Origin of the sequence: Protofrankia sp. Cr2, from assembly GCF_963555885.1 — a bacterium.
Lineage (GTDB): Bacteria > Actinomycetota > Actinomycetes > Frankiales > Frankiaceae > Protofrankia.
Genome location: NZ_CAUVXG010000033.1, coordinates 36,369 through 52,576 on the forward strand (window position 1 = coordinate 36,369; position 16,208 = coordinate 52,576).

17 protein-coding genes and 3 pseudogenes are annotated in these 16,208 nt (G+C 67.3%); 11 read left to right on the forward strand and 9 right to left on the reverse strand.

From position 1 onward, the window contains the following. The first annotated feature begins 625 nt into the window (after positions 1–625). Both U9978_RS15620 and U9978_RS15625 read left to right on the forward strand, forming a co-directional pair. Positions 626–1,507, forward strand: a complete 882-nt coding sequence (locus tag U9978_RS15620) for a DUF3592 domain-containing protein (RefSeq protein WP_322761861.1) — start codon at positions 626–628, stop codon at positions 1,505–1,507. Positions 1,508–1,946: 439 nt separating this feature from the next. Further along, positions 1,947–2,684: a hypothetical protein gene (locus U9978_RS15625; protein ID WP_322761862.1), complete on the forward strand. Its 738-nt coding sequence runs from the start codon at positions 1,947–1,949 to the stop codon at positions 2,682–2,684. 410 nt (positions 2,685–3,094) lie between these two features. Here the strand turns inward: U9978_RS15625 and U9978_RS15630 are convergent, their stop codons facing one another. Next, positions 3,095–3,661 carry a dihydrofolate reductase family protein gene (locus U9978_RS15630; RefSeq protein WP_322761863.1) on the reverse strand — a complete coding sequence of 189 codons (567 nt, stop codon included), beginning with the start codon at positions 3,659–3,661 and terminating at the stop codon, positions 3,095–3,097. Beyond that, complete coding sequence (locus U9978_RS15635) at positions 3,658–4,638, reverse strand: hypothetical protein (RefSeq protein WP_322761864.1); 981 nt, start codon at positions 4,636–4,638, stop codon at positions 3,658–3,660. The genes U9978_RS15630 and U9978_RS15635 overlap by 4 nt, the downstream gene beginning before the upstream one ends. Before the next feature lie 357 nt (positions 4,639–4,995). Between U9978_RS15635 and U9978_RS15640 the strand changes: the two genes are divergently transcribed. Next, a complete protein-coding gene (locus U9978_RS15640) occupies positions 4,996–6,384 on the forward strand; it encodes an XRE family transcriptional regulator (protein ID WP_322761865.1) in 1,389 nt (462 codons plus the stop codon). A gap of 84 nt (positions 6,385–6,468) precedes the next feature. Here the strand turns inward: U9978_RS15640 and U9978_RS15645 are convergent, their stop codons facing one another. The 3 genes from U9978_RS15645 to U9978_RS15655 all read right to left on the reverse strand — a co-directional run bounded on the left by U9978_RS15645 (position 6,469) and on the right by U9978_RS15655 (position 9,544). Further along, positions 6,469–7,074, reverse strand: a complete 606-nt coding sequence (locus U9978_RS15645; protein ID WP_322761866.1) for a hypothetical protein — start codon at positions 7,072–7,074, stop codon at positions 6,469–6,471. A 129-nt stretch (positions 7,075–7,203) separates the two neighbouring features. After that, positions 7,204–7,767 (reverse strand): NUDIX hydrolase, encoded by a 564-nt coding sequence (locus U9978_RS15650; protein WP_416210993.1) that lies wholly within the window; start codon positions 7,765–7,767, stop codon positions 7,204–7,206. Positions 7,768–7,978: 211 nt separating this feature from the next. Then, complete coding sequence (locus U9978_RS15655) at positions 7,979–9,544, reverse strand: FAD-dependent monooxygenase (protein WP_322761868.1); 1,566 nt, start codon at positions 9,542–9,544, stop codon at positions 7,979–7,981. Between the two features lie 127 nt (positions 9,545–9,671). Between U9978_RS15655 and U9978_RS15660 the strand changes: the two genes are divergently transcribed. The 3 genes and pseudogenes from U9978_RS15660 to U9978_RS15670 all read left to right on the forward strand — a co-directional run. Further along, entirely contained in the window at positions 9,672–9,875 is a 204-nt protein-coding gene (locus U9978_RS15660; RefSeq protein ID WP_322761869.1) for a helix-turn-helix domain-containing protein, read from the forward strand. 7 nt (positions 9,876–9,882) lie between these two features. After that, entirely contained in the window at positions 9,883–10,353 is a 471-nt protein-coding gene (locus U9978_RS15665; protein WP_322761870.1) for a Clp protease N-terminal domain-containing protein, read from the forward strand. A 411-nt stretch (positions 10,354–10,764) separates the two neighbouring features. After that, a pseudogene (locus U9978_RS15670) lies at positions 10,765–11,081 on the forward strand (integrase); the annotation flags it as partial. A 543-nt stretch (positions 11,082–11,624) separates the two neighbouring features. Here U9978_RS15670 and U9978_RS15675 read toward each other — a convergent pair. Beyond that, positions 11,625–12,215: a GIY-YIG nuclease family protein gene (locus U9978_RS15675; protein WP_322761872.1), complete on the reverse strand. Its 591-nt coding sequence runs from the start codon at positions 12,213–12,215 to the stop codon at positions 11,625–11,627. A gap of 316 nt (positions 12,216–12,531) precedes the next feature. Continuing rightward, a pseudogene (locus U9978_RS24090) lies at positions 12,532–12,636 on the reverse strand (transposase); the annotation flags it as partial. Between the two features lie 383 nt (positions 12,637–13,019). Here U9978_RS24090 and U9978_RS15685 point away from each other — a divergent pair. The 4 genes and pseudogenes from U9978_RS15685 to U9978_RS15700 all read left to right on the forward strand — a co-directional run. Then, positions 13,020–13,133, forward strand: a pseudogene (locus tag U9978_RS15685) (IS6 family transposase); the annotation flags it as partial. A gap of 236 nt (positions 13,134–13,369) precedes the next feature. Continuing rightward, entirely contained in the window at positions 13,370–13,879 is a 510-nt protein-coding gene (locus U9978_RS15690) for a helix-turn-helix transcriptional regulator (RefSeq protein WP_322761873.1), read from the forward strand. Further along, a complete protein-coding gene (locus tag U9978_RS15695; protein WP_322761874.1) occupies positions 13,876–14,505 on the forward strand; it encodes a nucleotidyl transferase AbiEii/AbiGii toxin family protein in 630 nt (209 codons plus the stop codon). The genes U9978_RS15690 and U9978_RS15695 overlap by 4 nt, the downstream gene beginning before the upstream one ends. A 274-nt stretch (positions 14,506–14,779) precedes the next feature. After that, the gene (locus tag U9978_RS15700) at positions 14,780–15,088 is read left to right on the forward strand and encodes a hypothetical protein (RefSeq protein ID WP_322761875.1); all 309 of its coding nucleotides are present in this window, start codon (positions 14,780–14,782) and stop codon (positions 15,086–15,088) included. A 45-nt stretch (positions 15,089–15,133) separates the two neighbouring features. Here the strand turns inward: U9978_RS15700 and U9978_RS15705 are convergent, their stop codons facing one another. Continuing rightward, positions 15,134–15,379 carry a hypothetical protein gene (locus tag U9978_RS15705; protein WP_322761876.1) on the reverse strand — a complete coding sequence of 82 codons (246 nt, stop codon included), beginning with the start codon at positions 15,377–15,379 and terminating at the stop codon, positions 15,134–15,136. Positions 15,380–15,454: 75 nt separating this feature from the next. After that, complete coding sequence (locus U9978_RS15710; RefSeq protein WP_322761877.1) at positions 15,455–15,970, reverse strand: hypothetical protein; 516 nt, start codon at positions 15,968–15,970, stop codon at positions 15,455–15,457. Here U9978_RS15710 and U9978_RS15715 point away from each other — a divergent pair. After that, the coding region (locus U9978_RS15715; RefSeq protein ID WP_322761878.1) for a hypothetical protein at positions 15,936–16,208 on the forward strand (273 nt) is incomplete at its 3' end. The two genes, U9978_RS15710 and U9978_RS15715, sit on opposite strands and share 35 nt — an antisense overlap.

Genomic DNA, 16,208 nt, shown 5'->3' on the forward strand with positions numbered 1-16,208 from the left:
CCGTCCTGACGGCATGACTGGGCACTGGCCGGTGGATCTAGTCAGTCCGGGCGGCCGACCGGTTCGGGCTGTCCTCGACTGGCGCCGACTGTTCTCAGGATGCTTGACATCGCCGTCGTCCGGACCGCGGCCGGCGTCGAGCTGCGGTGCCCGCCGAGGCCGTCGACAAGATCTTTGATCTGCTGTCGGGGGAGTCTTTCGCGAGCCGAGGATCCCGGTTCGGGTCGTCGCGACCGCCCCACCCGGATCCTTCGCCTGCGCGTAGAAGGCCGGGGTCTTGTTCCACAGCACGGCCAGCACCACCACCAGCAAGCCGCCCAGCCCGAACCCCAGCAGCGCATGTCGCTGCCACCTGCCCTCGCTCTCCCGTGCCATGGACAAGGGTGTACCCACGGCGCGGGACCAGACCCGTAAAGTAACCGCCGGCCGACCGTCCCGACGCCCGATCCACGCCGCCGGGCACACCTTCCCGGGTGCGATCAACCTCCATAAAGGCGGACGATTTTGTCATCCGTGCATCGTGTTGGATAGCGCCGCAGGATCGCCGGGGACCGCGCTGTGAAGGCCGCACCGGGCGAGGCGAGGCAGAGGTCCAAAAAAGTTTTGGATCTGTAACATTTGCGAGGTGACAGCCAGGAACTCCGCGCCAGGCGGCGAAAGCACGCATCCCGGCCGGGCCTTGGGCTGCGGTAACGTGCTGTTCGGCTGGCTGCTGCCCACCGCGGTCGCTCTCATGGGCGCCTGGCTTATCGGCACCTACTTTCCGCGGTCCTCCAGCCGCGGCAGCTGCGGGGACATCGGACAGCGGGCGTGCACCGGATCGGATGCGGGTTACTTCTTCCTGGGTTTCGGCGGCGCCTGGATCTTCGGTATCGCCTGTGTGGTCATCGGCCTGCGTGCCTGGACGTCCGGGCGCGGCGCCCCGCTGGGCTTCGTCTTCTCCGCTGGCGTCGTCGTCGCTCTGGTGTGCATACAACATGAGATCAGCTCGGAGAACCCGTGGCTGCTGGTCCCCACCGCGCCGAGCGCCGTCGCGGCGCTGGCCGCCGTCCCGCTGGCGCTACGTTCCCGACGTCGTAAAAGCCGCCGACAACTGCGATATGAGGCTGATCGACAGCGGCTGCGGGAGCGGGGCATGACCGCGGTCGGCCGGATCATCCAGATCGCCGATACCGGCGTGACCGTCAACGACCAGCCCGGGTTGACGGTGACCGTGAGCTATACCCGCGCCGATGGCAGCCCGGCCACCGCCTCGGTCACTCGGACCTTCCCGCGGTATGAGCTTCCGCGCCGTGGTGGCGCGGTCCAGGTCCGCTACCTGCCGGAGGACCCCTCCCAGATCGAGGTGATCCTGGGGCCGGATGATGCCACCGTCGGGACCACACCCCAGGACGCGGCACCCCGCCTCGTCTCGGAACTCGAGCATCTCGCCGCCCTGCACGCCATCGGCAGCCTCTCCGAGGCGGAGTTCACCTCCGCCAAACGATTGCTGCTCGGCGGCGCCTGAACCTCGATGGCAGCCCCGGCCGATTCGCGGGAGCGGCCGGCAGCATCCACGTCCACACCCTCGGCGACACCAACGACGCCGACATCACCATCAACCTCAGGTAGCCGACGGCCAGCCGGCCGAGGGAGCTCACACCATAGATGCCGCAAGACGGCGGGTAGGCGTCAGCGGGGGAGACGGGCAGCGCACGTGCCTGCGCGGGGCCGGTCCGGGTGTGTCGGGACCGGCGCGGGCTTCGTCCCGCGCGGTGTTCTACAGTGATCATCCGGTGCTGGGAGTGCGCCACGGCCCGGGATGGCCGTGCCGTGGCGTCGACAAGCCGGCGCGACTGTGGCGGCCCGGTCGGGTCGGCTGCCTTTGTCACCAATCGCCCACGCTGGGTCGCTGGGTGCTGCTACAGTGCCTCCCGACGGACCGATCCGTTGGTAAGGGGGAACCTGTGGCAGATATATTTCCGGAAGCAGCCGTGTGGTCCGTGGTGATGGACCAGGTGCACGCGTTCATCCAGAATTCGACGTTAGGGACGCCCGGGAAGGTGTTCATCGACAACGCGTTCGCGGATCTCCTGAAACTGGCTCCGGAAGGGCAGCGGAAAACAAAGAACGAATGGAAGCCGCCGGGTTGGAAGCCGACCGGGCAACCGATGGTAATGAATTCCTGTACCTATTTCCCGGCAACGAACAACCGGGCCGGGTACATCGGCGACGGCGTATCGATGTTCATCAACGCGAAGTCCTTCTATGGTGTGTGCAACGACTTCGCATGGGTGGTGACCAGTATTCTGGTGACCAGCAGGTTCACCGGCCGTCTGAATTCCCAGTCCGCCTTGCTGCCGCCGGGGACGCAGGTCGAGGTTTATGGGATCGAAGGACAGCAGGACGCCAAGCACGTGTTCACCGTCGTGAACCGGAACGTCAAGCGTCACCCCGAAAGAGATACCGACATGACCGAGGGCGATTTTACCCGGTGGGGTGACACCTGCTTCGTCGTCGATCAGTGGTACGGTCTCCAAACCGGAACCAGCCCGGTGAAGTCATTCACGCCAGGTCCCTACTACGACAAGGATTTCATCGACTGGTGGACCACTCTCCTGGCCAAGACGAACCCGGAGGGCACCAAGAAGCTGAACAAACTCCAGTCGAAGGCATCTTTCACCGCCGGCGAATTTCCCCTGTAGGACCTGTCGGCCACCCGTTCCGGTACCCGTGGTTTCGCCGGCCCGACTGTCCGGGCCGGCACCGCCGGGTACGGTCCACCCCCGTACGGGGCCGGGGCAGGAGCCCCGTTGATTCCAGCCCAAAGCTCGCACCCTGGGGTGGGGTTCTGGCTGCACTGCGCGCTGTCGAGCTTGTCGTCGGCGGTGGCCGGGGACGCCAATACTCCGATCACCATCACCGCGAGCACAGCGAGGACCGTCACGACAGCGACCACGACACTGACGCCGGTGACCCCCAGTCGAGCCCAGTGGACCGAAGGGAAGGTTCTTCGACGACGATGGTCACGGACCCGGCGTTCGAGGGCACGCCTTTGTCGACCTCGGCGTTGTGGCGGAGTTGCCAGGCCCGCGTGCCCAGGGGCAGCCGACCTTCAAGCCGAGACTCGACTGGGCTGGTACCGCAGAGCGACCGCCCCCGACCGGAACTCCTGGCGCCCCACGAGCTTCAGCTCGAGCCGCTCGCTCAGGCCGGCGAACAACGTCGGCCCGTGGCCCGCCACGACGGGCTGCACGACAAACTCGTACTCATCGATCAATCCCAGATCCGCCAAGGCCAACGGGAGGGTCACGCCTCCCACGAACATGCCTCTGCCAGGCTCCCGCTTGAGCTCCTGAACGGCTTTCCCCAGGTCCCCCTGCACGAGCTCCGCGTTCCAATCGACCCGCTCCAGGGTGCCCGACACGACGTACTTCTTTGCCCCGTCGATCGTCCGGGCGAAGGGGAGCATCCAATTAGCCATCCAGTCAGGCCACGTTCCCGTCGCCGGCTGCCGCCACGCCGCCTCCATCATCTCGTAGGTCACCCGGCCAAAGAGAAGGGCATCAGCTCGTTCCAGATTGGCGGCCCAATAGCGATGCAACTCGTCGTCGGTGATCCCCACCCGGTGGTCGCAGCAGCCGTCGAGGGTAACGTTGATCGAGTATCGGAGCGGTCTCATAGGTTGCTCTCCCTTGCTGCGGTCGCAGGCACCTGGTGGACCGTAATCAGACCGGCGCCGCCGCCATTTCTCATCGGTCCCCCGTTCGGACCTGCTGGGAGGGCGCGAGGATCGCGCACCCGTAACACTGAAGGACCGGCGCCCTGTCTCGCAAGTGCGCGCGACGGCCAAGGCCATGCCGCGGGCGGCCCGCAGACGATCCGACCATCCCGCGGGACGCCGTTGCGGGCCGCGACCCGCGGGAACACCCCACGGGCGCCGTCGAGGCGGCGCTCGAACTCGTCGGCGTCCAAGCCGTTGAGCACGGTGGTGACCGTGCCGCCCGGAACATCCGCGTCGATCAGCTCTTGGCGGATCATCCCGGACACGGCGATCAGTTTCAGGGTCAGGCCGGTCTGGTCGATCCGCTGCACCAGGTAGCCGAGCCGGCGGCCGGCGCCGGCCGTGTCGTGCACGACGGCGGTGACGTTCAGCCAGTCCAAGCCCGCCTTGGCGAGCACACCGAACTGCTCGGCCTTCAGAACCGCGACGAGGGGGTTGATCCCCTGTACCAGCAGGTGTGCCGTCCCGGCCGCGCGCACCGCCGCCGTATACCGCTCGGCGAGCGACAGCCACACCGGGTTCGCCGGGTCGTCGATCCGCTCCTCGTAGTACCGCCGAACGAGCACCGGGTCCTTGCCATCGGTGGCCTCACCAGCCCGCAGATACTGCGGGAAGCCCGTGGCAACGGACCGCCACTGGACTATCGGTCCGTCGGGGACCTGTAACGGCCGTACCGGGCACGCGGCGACCGACGACCCCCCGGTCTGGGTGATCGCAATCCTGGTCTCGGGATGCTCCCGGACGATGCCGGCCAGTAGCTGGTGGGTGTGCTCGACGATGCCGCTCGTCCGAGCGGGTTTGATCATTCCGCTGTCCACGAATCTGCCTCGCACGTCGTACGTACAGACGTGCAGGGCGTCGGGAAAATGTCGCACCGGGACCATCGTCTTCCCCTTCCTCGTCGTGCTCCCTTGAGGGCCTGTGCGTCCCCTTGGGGGATGTGGGATAGGAAGGCCGCCTGCCCCGCCGGACCTGGTCAGCAGCGGGGCAGGCGACGTGAAGCGCCGTGTCCGCGAGGAGGACCACGCGGGCGGCGCGGCGGCGGGAGAAAGTCGCGGCCGAGTCCGAAGGATGCCGCCGGACGTATTCCCGCTGCATGGCAGTCATGGAACACTCCGCCACAGGCGCGAAACAGACTGTGTGCCGCACGCGGGTGTGCGTGCCGCGGGCGTGCGTCCGTGGGGTGCGTGCGGCACACAGCCCGTGCCATGCCCGGCAGGAGGTGGAGCTTCGTGCAGCATGGTTCCCAGCAGCCACGGCCCGCTCGCGCCCGCTACACCGCCCGCGCCGAGGAGTACCGGAATCGATGCGGTCTCAGCTTTTCCGCGCTGGCACGGACGATGAGCGCGAGCGGATGGCGCACATTTGACCGGGCGACCGCCACCGCCGCGGTACGCGGCCACCAGTCAGGCAAGGAACACCTACTGCCCACCCGGGAAACGGTCGAGCACCTCGACCGCGCCCTCGGCGCCGACGGTGAACTCCTGACGCTGTGGCAGGACGCCTCCATCGAGGACCATGCGATCGGAATCGGGGCCCCGCCACGGGCCACCACTGCGGCTGCGACTGGACGTGCCCCCGAACAGGCAGCGACAGTGGAACACGGCGAGGAGGTGAGTCCCACGAGACGACGCGATGCTTTACGCAGCGGACTGGCGCTTGGCTCGGCCGCCGTAGCCGCCGCACTCGCCGAGCGCATCGCCGCAGCCGACCCACGCCCCGCCAGCCTCGATCAGTACGAAGCCGAAATACACCAGATCGCCCGGACCTACCGCACCACGCCCCACGTCAAGCTCGCGGAACGACTCGAACCTGCCTGGCTGAGCACAGAGCGCCTCCTGGACACACGCGTTTCCTCAAAGGTCCGAAGCCGACTGACGTGGATAGCCGGCTGGCAGGCGTTCTACCTGGGCACCCTCGGGTTCGACACCGACAACGACCAGGCGGCACGCGAATTCCTGGCCCTCGCAAGCCAGCACGCCACCGACACCGGCGACCGTCTACTCGCGGGATCAGCCGCAGCGATGAGATCAACCGTCGCCTACTTCAACGCCGCCTACGACACCGCCGCCGACATCGCCCACGAAGCCGGACAAGAAGCCCATCCCTACAGCCAGCCGATCCTCGCCGGCTGCGAAGCCCGTTCCGCCGCCCTCGCCGGCCGACCAGACGACGCACAGACAGCGCTCGCCCGGATGCAGGATCATGTTTGGGACAGCGGAGTCCTACCGGGACCGAACCCCGGCGACGAAGCCTTCGCTCACGCCTTCCTCGCGGTCACCCTCTCCCACCTCGGGCACGGCCAGACCGCCGAAAGCCACGCCCGAACCGGGCTGGACCTCGAACTCGCCAACGGACCCGACAACTACGTCCAGATCAGCGGCAACTGGACCGTCCTCGGCATGACCTTCCTCCACAGAGCTCACCCCGACCCGGAACAAGCTGCCGCAGCCGCGCGAGAGGCCCTGCTCGTCCTCGACACCACCCCAACCCGCGGTGCGATCCAACGGGCCGGGGACATGCTGCGTCAGATGACCAGCCGATGGCCAGAACTCCCCGCCGTCCGCGATCTCGGCGACGTCGTCGCCCAGTCGCGCCTTGCCCTACCCACCGACGTCTAGCCCGAGTTTCCAAGGATCTTGGCCCCTTCCAAGCGTTTTCGCTGGCCACAAAGATTTCGATCTTGAATGGGTGTATTACCCACGTCAGCCCTGGGGCGCGTAGCGCTCCAGGGCGAACAGGTCGTAGAGCTGCCGCTGGACCGGGTTCATCCGGGTGACCATCTGCCGGAGGCGAGGCCGGCCGTGCTCGCCATGGAAGAGCAGGACCGTCTCCTGGATCCCCCTGAGCTCGCGCAGCAGGACCGTCACGGACAGGTGCAGTCCGGCGCGCTCGGCATCCCGCCGCATCAGGTGAGCGACGGACAGGGCGAGCACGCAGGTGAACAGGTGGATCCGGATCGTGTGGTCGGTGACGTGGTGGATCGGGGAGAACGACACCACGTGCGGGTCCTTGGCCTGGCGGAACCCGGCCTCGAGATCCTCCTGGGACCGGTAGGCGTCGATCACCGCATCCACGGACCAGTCGTCGTGGTCGGTGACCAGGATCCGATTGCCGAAGATCTCCTCTTCCAGGGCAGCCTGCGCCGTCTCGTCGTGAGTCCAGGTCAGGCGCAGGGTTGCGGAGGTGTCGCCGGTCAGTTCGGTGCGCAGCACCCGGGCGACCCAGCGCGGGGCGACGATCGTGGCGATGTCAGCCTCGACCGCCGCCCGGCCCCGTGGCCAGCGTCGGCCGAGGCTCCGACCGTCCACGTTCCGGGTTCGGTTCGACATCCGGTTCGGCAGGGAGGGCTGACGACGACCGCGGAGCCTTGACTGGTGCGCTCCGCGGTAAGGCGCCGCTGCTTGCCGGAAACGTTCAGCGAGCCCCGGTCAACCGGTCTAGGCCGGTGCACTGACCGCTCGCGCGATGCGGTGGCCGACAAGCCGCTCGGCCACGGCGAGCGGATACCATGCGGCACCGTGCACCTCGGACTCCTGGATGCGCCCCACGTCCGCATGCGCCGTGGTGAAGGCGTACCCGATGTCGAGGTGGTAGTGATCCGGCTCGTCCTTCTTCGGTCGTGCCGGAACCTGGCCGTACTCGATGTAGACGGGGGTCTGCGACGCGGGGAAGACCATGCCGGGGTCAACACCGGTCTCCTCCGTCAACTCGCGCACTGCCGCGCCGATGAGTGTGGTGTCGGTCGGCTCCAGGTGGCCGCCAGGCTGCAACGTGATCCCGTACGCGCGGTGCTCGACCAGCAGGATCTCGGCGTCACCGCGGACGTCACTACGGACCAGAAGCGCACCGGCAGTTACGTGCATCGGAAAGGTCCGCCGCGAGGCGAAATCCCGTCCTTGAGAAAGCAGTAGCAGCGGCTCAGTCAGCAGCGTGGCCTCGTCGGGGTAACACTCGATGTAGGCGGAAAGCGCACTCGATATGTCCGAATCATTGATCGCCACAAGCTGCCCCCGCATCAGCCCGAGAGACCAGCCCTCCGGGACCTCCTGCTTGAATATGAGCGACGAGATGCGGCACAGTCAGCTCCGTAGATAGCGCATGGCGTATCAGGAATCCCGCACTTTACACGCGGGGCCTCAGCGGTGCGCGCATGCCACGCCGGGAAGGAACAGGGGGCAGATCACCGCTGTGGATCTGCTCGTCGGTCCGGGTTCAGTTTGCTGTACCGAACCAGGTGGCCAGCGCCTCGTGCAATCCATGGCGCATTGATTGATCTGACGGGTTGGCAGCTGCGGCCCAAGCCACGTATCCATCGGGGCGGATGAGTATGGCAGAGGCCAGCGGGGATGGTTCCGCGGAGTGGGCCGTGACGATGTCTATCCGGTCGGTCCAGCCGTTGGCCGCCTCGGTCACTGTGGAGTCTCCGGTGAGGTCCACGAGCACCGGGCGGGCGGCTCGTAGCCGTTCGGCGATCTGCGCCCGACCGTGGGTGATATCCAGCTGAAGGTCGGGAAGCCAACGCCCGGTCAGTGGATGACCGGCCTCGCGGCCCATGTCGTACTGGACGTCGGTCCCGGCCAGGAGTGCTGCGATGCGCCCACGGTTGCCCTGGTCGTCGAGCAGCTCCGCGATCAGCTCGCGGGCTGCGGTGACGTCGTCTCCCGGGCGCATCAGGGCCATCTGGGCGCGGGTCTGCATAAGGACCCGTCGGCTGGCCGGTGCTCGCTCGGTCTCATAGGTGTCCAGCAGCCCGGGAGGTGCCCAGCCTTGGACCTCGGCGGCGAGCTTCCAGCTGAGGTTGATGGCGTCCTGCATGCCCAGGTTCAGTCCGGGCCCGCCGACGGCGGAGTGCACATGCGCGGCGTCGCCCAGCAGCAGGACACGGCCGGCGCGGTAGGTGTCGGCCTGCCGTGAGTTGATCCCGGTGAGGCGGCGCAACAGGTGCGGTCCGGAGCCGGCAGGTGGGCTCATCGGCAGCTCCGTACCGAGGACACGACGCACGCTTGCCTGGAGTTCGTCGAAGGTCATCGGCGTCCTGTCGTCGGCTGGCGGCCGGCCCCACTCGAAGACGGCGACGAGGTGGACGCCCGAGCCTGGAGGCATCATCGCGAAGGTGAACACGCCTCCCGGCAGGCGGTTGTGGGCGTAGGGCCGAGGGCACATACTCAGGCCGGGCAGGTTGAGTTCGCCGGTGGCAGAATCCAGCAGTGCGTCCGGGATGACCGCATGTCCGGCGCGTGAGGCGAAGCTGTCGTCGGTGGTGCCGGGGAAGGCGATGCCGGCTTGCTTGCGGACCATGCTGTGGCCGCCGTCTGCTCCGACCAGGTAGCGGGTCCACGTTCGGTAGACGCCCTGCGGGCCCTGGACGTCGAGGGTGACGGCGTCGTCGCTCTGGTCCAGAGCGATCAGTTCGTGCCCGCGGCGGATCTCGATGCCGAGTTCTCGGGCCCGCTCTTCGAGTACCTGCTCGATCCGCGTCTGGGGCACCTGCAAGACGTGCAGCGGGTTGCCGGGCAGGTCGCGCAGATCCAGTGGCAGGCCGCTGAACTGGTAGAACGGCAAAGGCTGCGAGGGCCCGACGCGATCGGCGAGGCGCCCGTACAGGCCGCGCAATTCCAGGGCCTGAACCACCCGGCCGACCAGCCCGTTGGCCTTGGCGGCCGTGTTGCGTTCGGGCAGCCGCTCCAGTACCAGCGGATGTACGCCCGCGAGCCGCAGCTCGCAGGCCAGCAGCAGCCCGTTGGGGCCACCGCCAATGATCACGACGTCAGCACTCATCAGAGATCTCCTCCGTGATGGCAGCCCGGCTTGCGGACCGCGACCACCCGTCAGTCTGGGTTGACAAGGTGGGGTGGATGTCAGTCTGGATTGACAGAAGCCTGCCTGTCAATCCAGACTGACAGGCATGGAACCGGGAGATCTCTCAGAACGCCTCGGGTCGCACGACCCAGCGGTCGGACTGCGGGCGGTAGGCGCCCTGCACCGGCTGGCCGAGCAGGTGGAAACGGCCGCCGTGGCACGCGCCAGGGAGCAGAGATGGTCCTGGGAACAGATCGGAGACGCCCTCGGCGTGTCCCGCCAATCCGTCCACGCCAAGTACGGGAAGTGAGACGACAGTGTTCGAACAGTTCGCAGCAGCTGCCCGCACGGCAGTCATCTCAGCGGGGGAAGAAGCCCGGCTGCGCGGCGACCGCCGCATCGGGACCGAGCACCTCCTTCTGGGAGTGCTCCACGAGCACGGCTCGGTCGCCGTCCGAGCCTTCGGAACCGACCTGGAGACCGCGCGTACCGCTCTCTACGCCCTCGACCGGTCTGCACTGGCCGCGATCGGCATCGACGTCCAGGGAATCGAGCGGCCACCGATTCCTGCCTCGCGCAAGCGCACGCCCTTCACCTCCGGTGCCCGCTCGGTCCTTCCACGCGCTCTGGCCGAGGTGAGGAAGACCGGCAGTCGGCGCATCGCACCAGAGCACCTGCTGCTCGCGCTCCTTGACTGTGAGAGGCCGGATCCCGCGGCAGATCTCATGGAACAGCTTGGCATCGACCGCGCAGCCGTACGTGAACTCATTCGGCAGACGGACTCCTGAGACATCAGGTCCGCAATGACAGAGCCCTGGGCGGGAAGCGCTGCCCTTTCGGCGCCTTCCGCACACGATCGCTGTCCGAGGAGCCCAGCCCCCAACACCCGGCAACCTGACCGTCAGGTGCAGGCCGCGTCTCTGCGGGTCGCGGAGAGTAGCGGCCAGCGGCGTACGGCCGGCCCAGCTTCTTCCCGGTCACGCCGCCACCACCTCGTCCTCGCCCAGCACGCCGAAGTCCACGTTCAGGTGGGCGTCGTAGTCGTCCGGGGCGACGCCGAGTTCGTGGGTGGAGTTGTGCTTGCCGAAAATGTCATCCGCCCAGCTCGGGGCGGTAGCAGCCGTGGCTGCCGATCGTGGGACGGACCAGCCCCTGACCCTCGTCCGTCGGGGTCGGTGGCTGCGCGAGGATGCCGTTTCGTGCTGCTTCGGTTGACCTACCTCGGTGTCACGAACACGTTCGCGCTGCTGCGTCTGCTCCCCGCGGTGACCGTGACAAGGACATCGAGATCCTCACGCTGCGACACCAGATCGCCGTGCTCCACCGCCAACTCGACGGTCAACGGATCCAATTCCAACCAGCGGACCGCGCCCTGCTCGCCGCGCTCCTGCACACGCTGCCACGGCCAACACTGCACGGCCTGCGGCTACTGGTACGCCCGGAGACCGTTCTGCGGTGGCACCGCAGTCTGATCGCCCGCCACCACGCCGCCGCATCCCGCCCCAAGCGGCCCGGCCCGGGTCCGGGCAACGACCCGTACCACCGGTCCCTCATCGACGACCCGATCGATGAGCACCGTAGCGAGCTGAGGAAAAATGACCTTCAGGAATCCAGCGTCACACAGCGCTAACAATACCTGCACGGCGACTGCCTGTTACCACCGGAATCTTGGCAGAGCCGTTATAGGCTCTGTCTCGGATCTGGCGGTGACTGACAGTCAGCATTCGTTGTGACTTGCCGAGAGCGGTCAAAGCCCGGTCAATACAGACATTTCGGTGACGTACCCGATGGCGGTCGGAGGGTCCGACGCGTACAGGATCGCAAACAGCCGCCCGGATTGAGCAGGATTCACTTGCGACCGTCACCGCACTCTCTTCGGCGACGCACCGTCACCACCAAATCTGCGACAGAGCCATCACGGAACTGGCCGTTGACAAGTTCTGTGACGCCTCGGCGAATCGTCGTCGACGATCCCGTGTCCGCTCAGCCCTGCGCATACGAGAAGAGTGCCCGTCCACTGACCCCGAGGTGAGAGTCCAGCGCACCGTTCACACCGTATTCAGGCAGGGCGGCGGAGGTCCGGTGTTTCGGGCCGCGGGCCAGCGCTGTCGTAGTACGCCCGCCGGGTACTCTGGACCGTCATGCGGGCCGTTCCGTTCGTCGCACCCTCGATGTTCAGCGGTGGTTTCAGGCGTTCGATGAGCTGCCTTTCGATTGTGCGGGGCGCGGGGTGATGGACCGTGGTCAGGTACAGATGCTTGTGCATCCACGCGGTGAGGCGGTTCTCATCGTCGGGTACGAGAACGACTCTGTCGGTCCACCGCGTCCGGTAACTCTCCTGGGTCAGCAGGAGGCCGGCGAGTGTCCGGCGCAAGGTCGAGCTCCCGGAGCGTGCCAGGTGGTTCGACACGATCCTGGTGCGCAGACGGGTCGCTTTCCCCAGGTAGAGCAGCCGGACTCCCGGTTCGGCCGGATTCGGGTGGCCTGGGAGATCCGGGAAGACGGCGCAGGGCGCCCACCAGGCGTAGAGACCGGACTCGGCCGACAGCTTCGTGGCCTCGGCCAGGTCCGAAGGCCTGTCACAGAGCTCTCCAATTACCCGTGCGAGGTGCTCCTCGGTAGCCGCCGCATCGTCGACATCAACCATCATGTCGTCGATTCTCGCCCGGTAGGGCAAACCGCCGGACGGCGGGCTACGACGCGGGACTGATCCCGGCGCTTCCAGAGGCGGGTCGCGCCCCACGTCAGCCGCTCCCGCCACCAGTGCTGATCAGGTGTCGATGACGCAGCCTCGCATCTGGGATCCCGGCCTGCTGCAACGTCGCTGGCGGAGCATTGCTGAGGCAGCCCTTGTAGGACTGACCTCCAACGCACACCGTTCAGGAACGGTCGAGTACGGCCGCGCAGTTGGGGGCGCACAACATGTCGATCCCGGGGCGGTTGTCCATCAGTGCATTGGTCGACGGCGTGGTGATACCGGCGTCGGCGAGGACCGCGTCGAAGGAGGCGGTGAACTTGCCCGCGCGGTCGCGGACCAGGAACGGGAAGTCGGCCGCCCGGTCTGCCCAGTCCCACCGGGGCTTGGGCTGGGTACGGCGCAGCACGGCGACGTCCGCACCATGATCGGCGCGAGTTTGTTGTTGTGTACGCTTTTCGGCCCACTGCGCGTACATAGTGACAAACTCGCGCCGATCTTGCAGTGACATGCGCGCAAAGACGCTGATCATGTGATGCTGGGGCACCGAGCTGCTCGGAGTCGGCGAGGGCGCGCCGATCTCCTATATCGTCCCCATCACGATCGTCGGTGTCGAGTTCGGCCTGTCGATGGACTACCAGGTGTTTCTGGTGACCTGTATGCGGGAGGAACGGGCGCGCGGCCGGGAGGACGCGTGGTCGGTCCGCGTGGGCGTCGCGGCGAAGGCGAAGGCGAAGGCGAAGGCCGCCGCCGCCGCTGGTGTCGGACTTCGCGGGGTTCCGGTTCCCACCGGAGGTGATCGTGCTCGCGGTCCGCTGGTACCTGCGCTACGCGCTGTCGTACCGAGACGTCGAGGAACTGCTCGCCGAGCGGCTGTTCATCCGCCCCGCCACCGCGAAGACCCATGTCAACCGGGCGATGATGAAGGTGCGCGCACGCGACCCATGCGACCGCACGCAGCTCGTCGTCTTCGCCTACGAACACGGCCTCATGACCCCCGGCAACCCGGTGCCCCGACCGAGCCTGTCAGCGCGGGGGTGTCGGGTGACGGAGCGTCAAACGGATCGAAAAACGAGTACCGTATCTCATCGGATACGCATGGAGGTGGAGTGACGGATTCGCTGGCGGGACGGCTGATCGAGTCGGCGCGGCTGGAGGCGGGCCTGTCCGGGGCCGAGCTCGCGCGGCGGGCGCACACGTCACGGCCGACGTTGGCGGCCTATGAGCACGGGGTGAAGTCACCGACGTTGGAAACCGCGACACGCCTACTGGCGGCGGCAGGCTTCCGACTCGACGCCGTGCCGGTGCCCTCGTTCGAGGTCGTGGTGGACAGCCGAGGACGACCGTTCACCGTGCCGGATCGGCTGCCCCGGCTCCCGATCCGGCAGGCGTTGGCACGGGTACGCCTGCCCGTCCATCTGAACTGGTCTGACCCCGATCGGACCTACGACCTCACGGACCGTCGGCAGCGCCACCGACTGTACGAGATCGTCCTGCGCGAGGGGACGGCGGAAGACATCCTCGCCTACATCGACGGGGCACTGCTCGTCGACGCCTGGCCGGAGCTTGTCCTTCCCGCCCCGGTCCGGCGCGCCTGGGAACGGATCGCCTTCAGGTGATCACATCGTTGCAGCGGGCGGTTGCGCGGATGTTCTTCGGGCTGCCCGAAAGCGTGGGCTTCGCGGTCGCGGGCGGCGCCGCGCTCATCGCACGTGATCTCGTCGACCGCGAGACCCGCGACGTCGACCTGTTCACCGCCTTCCCGCCCACGGCATCGATCCCCGACACGGCAGCGGCGTTCGAAAGCGCGGCGGCCGCGAAAGGCTGGGCCACCAGGCGGGTCCAGATCACGGACAGCTTCGCCAGACTTGTCGTCGAAGCAGACAACGAGGCGCTGATCGTGGATCTCGGCGTCGACAGTCCACCGGACGAACCACCCACCCTCACCGAACTCGGCCCGACACTCACCGCCCATGACCTGGCGGCCCGCAAGACGCTCGCCCTGTTCGGCCGAGCCGAGGCACGTGATTTCACCGATGTGCACGACCTGGCGAACGTCTTCACCAAGGAGGAACTTGTCCACCTCGCCCAAACCCAGGACGGCGGCTTCGACCTGCAGGTGTTCGCCGACATGATCGGAACCATCGGCCGGTTCACCGACGACGACCTGGGACTGCCCCGTCCGGCCGCCGACCGGCTACGCCACTTCTTCCGCACCTGGCGTCAGGAGATCACCGGCGGATGAGCGACGACCGGCCTGCTCCATCCGGATTTCAGCTCGACTACGCCCACGATCGCGGTCACCAGACGGGCCGCGGCGTCCGGACCCACCAGACCTGCGGAACGCGCGTTCGATTCAGTTGATGATGTTGCTTGCCGGGTGCTTATTCGGCAGCACCCCTGGTCGGGAGCCTCGTGGAGACCGGGCGGATGGTGATTTCGGGGCACTGAACCATGATCGAACGTAATCCGGGGTTGGGACGGCCCCGTCTGTGACGTAGGACGAGAGGCAGGCTCACATGACGACACCAGGGGCGGTCACAGCGTCCGAGGCCGGCGAGCCGCTGGAGTGCTGGTGCTGCGCTGGAACGTATCAGGAGCCTGACCTGGTCCGGCTCGGTCGCCATCCCGAGGTCGGGGTCTGCCTGGCCTGCGCGCACTTCCTGCATCAGCAAGCCCGGGGTCGTGAGGACAGGCGACACCCTTCACCTGCCTCGCGGCTCCGCGACGGGCTACGCGGGGGCCGGCGGCTGGTCATCCAGCGGCACTGGCATCAGAACCGCGTCATCGGCCGGCCACTGCGCTGGTTGGGGCGGCGCCTGCCGTAGTTACGTCCTAACGGTAAGCCAGCCGGTCCAGGCGCGGCAATCGCGTCACGCGCCGGTGTCTTCGCCGTCGACCACAGGGTTTCCACTGTAGATGGCGAGCTGGGCGCTGGAGGCCATGGCCGCGGGCTTCTCGGGCCATTCCACTGCGAGAGCCCTTGATACGCGGACGTTGATCCGGTAAGAGTCGGCGGACCGTTCGACCGCGGCGAGGAACGCGGAATCCCAATTTCGGAGTCCGGGAGGCTCGGCGCGCCCCGACTCCTCACACAGCGACAGCACCAACAGACCCACCGGGTGCGTGACACCGAGGTCCGCTCACGTGATCGCCTGGCAGATGCTGACCAACCCCATAGCATGGTCTGCCGCTCATCGGGCGCGCCGGGGAAGTGCGTCGAGGACATCATCGGCGTCGCACGGCGCGGAGTCGGCGAGCGCCTCGTCCACCCGGCCGCGAACCTGGCCGCGCTCGTGCGGCGAAAAGGCAAACGCCGCCAGGATGCCTGGTAGCGCCGCCGCGAGTTGGCCAGAGGTCAGGACGAAGTTGCCAAGGAATCCGGGCAACAACCGGGCTCGCGCCGGTCCGATCGCGTGGAACAACGCCTCAGGCGCAGGTACTCGACGGGTGACCTGGACATCGGTGAGCAATTCCGATGCGCACTCGTTGGAGAAGTCCCAAAGCTCTTTCCAGCCACCGCCGGCGACGACGGAGAACATTTCGGCGAACGACTCGTCCGGCTGGCCGTGATTGAGCCAGAGCTGCCAGCGATCCTGCAGATCCTCCCGGGACTCGTATCCGTCGAGCAGATTTGTCCAGATCGGGCCCCACCGCTGCAGTGCACGTGCGTCAATGGCAGAGACCGCCCACAGCATGCTCACGCTCACCTCGGCACCATATGTCACAGAACGGCCCAATGCCGGAGGTGGGAAAGAGGCGGCCGAGGCGCGGGTCGAGGTGCTCGAGGCACGGGTTGGGGAGTTGACCGAGCAGGCGGTGCCGGACGCGGACCGTTACCGGGGCACCGAAACCGACGAGGCCCGGCTGTTCTACGTCGCCCCCACCCGGGCGCAGAAGTACCTCGCCTTGTCGTATTCACCGGGTTCTTCGTCCATGTACGCCGGG

What these genes read in the sequence shown, in the direction of transcription:
- U9978_RS15660 (WP_322761869.1), top strand. Translation starts at nt 9,672, where the DNA reads ATGGAACCGGGAGATCTCTCAGAACGCCTCGGGTCGCACGACCCAGCG.
- U9978_RS15675 (WP_322761872.1), bottom strand. Translation starts at nt 12,215, where the DNA reads ATGATGGTTGATGTCGACGATGCGGCGGCTACCGAGGAGCACCTCGCA.
- U9978_RS15630 (WP_322761863.1), bottom strand. Translation starts at nt 3,661, where the DNA reads ATGAGACCGCTCCGATACTCGATCAACGTTACCCTCGACGGCTGCTGC.
- U9978_RS15700 (WP_322761875.1), top strand. Translation starts at nt 14,780, where the DNA reads ATGACGACACCAGGGGCGGTCACAGCGTCCGAGGCCGGCGAGCCGCTG.
- U9978_RS15655 (WP_322761868.1), bottom strand. Translation starts at nt 9,544, where the DNA reads ATGAGTGCTGACGTCGTGATCATTGGCGGTGGCCCCAACGGGCTGCTG.